This is a genomic window from Nostocoides sp. (assembly GCF_035343835.1).
GTDB lineage: Bacteria > Actinomycetota > Actinomycetes > Actinomycetales > Dermatophilaceae > Nostocoides_A > Nostocoides_A vanveenii.
On sequence record NZ_DAOQZV010000294.1, the window covers coordinates 1 to 3,559 of the forward strand.

General features: G+C 69.3%; 3 protein-coding genes and 1 pseudogene. 1 reads left to right on the forward strand and 3 read right to left on the reverse strand.

The genetic code is table 11. The annotated features are described in order from the left end of the window. Positions 1-214: pseudogene (locus PKH97_RS15035) on the reverse strand (hypothetical protein); the annotation flags it as partial. Positions 215-581: 367 nt separating this feature from the next. Beyond that, positions 582-1,451, reverse strand: a complete 870-nt coding sequence (locus PKH97_RS15040; RefSeq protein WP_324388394.1) for a MoxR family ATPase — start codon at positions 1,449-1,451, stop codon at positions 582-584. A gap of 151 nt (positions 1,452-1,602) precedes the next feature. On the opposite strand from PKH97_RS15040, the gene PKH97_RS15045 reads away from it, so the two are divergent. Continuing rightward, a complete protein-coding gene (locus PKH97_RS15045; protein WP_324388396.1) occupies positions 1,603-3,015 on the forward strand; it encodes a mycothione reductase in 1,413 nt (470 codons plus the stop codon). Positions 3,016-3,079: 64 nt separating this feature from the next. Here the strand turns inward: PKH97_RS15045 and PKH97_RS15050 are convergent, their stop codons facing one another. Then, positions 3,080-3,451, reverse strand: a complete 372-nt coding sequence (locus PKH97_RS15050; RefSeq protein ID WP_324388398.1) for a hypothetical protein — start codon at positions 3,449-3,451, stop codon at positions 3,080-3,082. Between the last annotated feature and the right edge of the window lie 108 nt (positions 3,452-3,559).

The following is a 3,559-nucleotide window of genomic DNA, read 5'->3' on the forward strand; positions in this document are numbered from 1 at the left end:
CCAGCGACTCCGCGACCGCGATGGCCAGCTGGGGCGCCAGGGCATCGAGGGCCTGGGCCGCCGAGTAGCCGCCGAGGGTCGAGTCGTTCGCGAGCCGGCCGAGCTCGGCGACGACCTGGGCCGCAATTCGATCCAGCGCAGCGCGGTCGCCCGCGGCCAGGGCAGCTGCCAGGAGCTGGCGCAATTCTTCTGCGCGGGAACGGATCTCGCTCACCTCGGAGAGCGTGCGCGGGCTATCATTAACGCCCGATCGAGCACCCACAGCTGCGGGGAAATAGACATCGAAGAGCTCGTCGAAAAGACGTCGTTCGCCACTGCGACGCAAAAGGGCGCACGCGAAGGCGGCTCGAAGTCGCTCTCGATCCTCTAGGCCGAGAGCGACTGCAGCAGTGCCGGCGTCGATGATGTCTGACGTCCCGGCCGAGATCCCGTGATCGCGCAAAGCCGCGCCGAAGGTGACCAGTCGCTCGTGGAGTGGGTGCGGCGGGTCACCGGGCAAACTCCCAGCGACCCCGCCCGACGGGGCGCGGCCACCGCCGACGGTTCGGGGCCGGCCGGGGGGAGGGGCTGGCATCCGGCCCTCAGAGCTCCAAGGCGTGGCGGGCGCGCACGAGATCGTCCTGGTGCTTCAGCAGCACGCCCAGATTGTCGGCAACCACGTCGGGCGTCATCTCACGCGCGCCGAGAGCGACCAGAGTTCGGCCCCAGTCGACGCTCTCCGCGACCGACGGCGACTTGCGCAGCTTGAGAAGGCGAAGTCGATTGACAAGTCGCACAACGGATTCTGCGAGCGAGGCGTCCAGTTCGGGAACCTGGATCTGGACGATGCGCTGCTCGAGCTCGGGCTCGGGATAGTCGATGTGCAGAAAGAGGCAGCGTCGGCGCAGCGCCTCTGACAACTCGCGCGTCGCATTGGAGGTCAACACGACAAGCGGCCGCCGCTCGGCTCGGATCGTCCCGAGTTCGGGAACGGTGATCTGGAAGTCGCCGAGGATCTCCAGGAGCAGTCCCTCGATCTCCTGGTCGGCCTTGTCGAGTTCGTCGATGAGCAGCACCGTCTCGCCGGTTGTCCGGATCGCCTTCAGCAGGGGCCGCGGCAGAAGGAACTCTTCCGTGAAGATGTCGCCGCGTAGCTCGTCCCAGGAGTCGCCCTGCCCGGCGGTGATCCGGAGCAGCTGTTTGGCGTGATTCCACTCGTAGAGCGCGCGCGCCTCGTCCACGCCCTCATAGCACTGCAGGCGCACCAGGTCGCCGTCGATCGCGCTCGCAAGCGCCTTGGCGAGTTCGGTCTTCCCGACGCCCGCGGGCCCCTCGACGAGCAGCGGCTTGCCGAGGCGGTCGGCGAGGAAGGCCGTGGTGGCGATGGCGTCGGAGGCCAGGTAGCCGGCCGCCGCGAGGCGCGCCGCGACGTCGTCGACATCGGCGAATCGCGGTGGGGGAGTGTCGATCACCCCGTCAGCCTGCCATGCGTGCGCCCGGTTGTCGGTGTATTCCGGCCGTGCCCTGCACCACGCTCACGCCGAGCTTCTGCCGTACCAGTTGCGACAACACATGGCGGTGGTGGGCGGCGTGCACTTGCGCTAGCCCCTATGTTCTTGACGTATGTCGCCCAGCTCGCCGCCGCCTCCCGTCAACGCCCACTACGACGTGCTCGTGATTGGGGCCGGATCGGGGCGGATGGTGCTCGACGAGGCGATGGTGAGCGGACGGCATACCGCCATCGTCGATAGCGGGCCGTATGGCGGCACCTGCCTCAACCGAGGCTGCATCCCCAGCAAGATGTTCGTGCACGCGGCCGACGTCGCGACGACCATCCGAGACGCGGCGCGCTTCGGCATCGACGCACACATCGACGGTGTGCGCTGGCCGGACATTCGCGACCGCGTCTTCGGGCGCATCGATCCGTATGCCGCCTCCGGCCCGGCCGGTGCCCGCGACGCCGGCATCGCTGCGTATGAGTGTCGGGCCGAGTTCGTCGGTGAGCGGCGGGTGCGTCTGCACCTGCCCACCGGAGGGATCGAGGTCAGCGCAGATCACATCGTTATCGCCGCCGGTGCGCACCCGGTGATCCCGGATGTGTTGCGGCAGAGTGGAGTTCGGGTGGACACGTCCGACACGATCATGCGCATCGAGGAGTTGCCGAAGCGCTTGCTCGTCCTCGGCGGCGGGGTCATCGGGATCGAGATGGCGAGCATCTTCGGGGCGCTCGGGTGCGCGATCACCCTTGTGACGCAAGGGCCGGTCCTCGCCCGGCGAGCGGGCGAGGAGGTCGCGCGACGCTTCACCGCGATTGCGCGTGAGCGCTGGGATGTGCACACCGGCGCCTCGGTGACGACTGTCGAGCAGCGTTCGGACGGGATCCATCTGCGCCTGAGCGACGGGACGCCCCTGGTCGGCGACCGGCTGCTCGTCGCCGCCGGGCGCCGCCCGAACACGGCCGGTCTCGGGCTCGAGAGTGCCGGTGTCGCGGTGGACGCCGAGTCGGGGCGCGTGCTCGTGGACGACCACGGCCGGACCAGCGCCGAGAGGGTGTGGGCCCTCGGCGACATCTCCAGCGAGATCGAGCTCAAGCATCTCGCCAACTCTCAGGCGCGCACGATCCGTCACAACATCCTGCACCCCGACGCCCTGGAACCCTTGCGCACCAAAGCAGTTCCAGCGGCGATCTTCAGCGACCCACAGATCGCGCTCGTCGGCCTGACGCCGGAAGCGGCGCGGGCGGAGGGACGCGACGCAGTGGCGGCCACGCGGCCGCTGTCGGACACGGCATACGGCTGGGCGCTGGAGGACACGACCTCGGTGTGCACGGTCGTCGCCGAGCGGGGGAGCGGCGTCGTGTTGGGGGCGCAGATCATGGCGCCCTTCGCGTCGTCCCTGATTCAGCCGCTCGTGGATGCGGTCACGCGAGGGCTGACGGCGATGGACGCCGCCGCCACGCCGCTGTGGATCCACCCCGCCGCGATGGAGTTGGTCGAGAACGCCCTGCTCGACGCCGCCCGCCTCGCCCGCCGCTGACCCGGCCGCCTACCGTGCGGTAAGTGGGGTGATCACCCCACTTACCGCACGGTGGGGCGCACCCTTATGCCTGTTTGCTGCGCCAGCACAGGTCGAGCAGGTCCTCCAGTTGCTCGACGCTGATCCGGTCCAGATGGGCGAGCACACCCGAGTGCCCGGCGAAGTGGGGGATGGTGAAGACCACGTCCGGTGGGAACATCGCCAGCGCTTCGTCGTGCGCCGCCGCAGTGCCCAGCGCGACGACGATCAGATCGGCATACGGCTCGTCGGTCGCCGGGTCGACGGTGCCCTCCTGGCGGCGCGGGCTGCGCTTCATCACGAAGCCTGTGCCCCCTCGACCGGGCAGGAGAAAAGCGTGGGGATCGTCCCAGTACTTACCGACGCTCACCCCATCGAACGACCGCGCGATCCGGTCCAGGTCCTCCGTCGTCGCCATTGCCTCAGTATGCCGCGTGGCCCACGGCCTCTCGACGGGGCTGAACCGGCCTCTCGACGGGGCTGAACCGGCCTCTCGACGGGGGTCAGTCGCGCAGCGTGCCGGCCA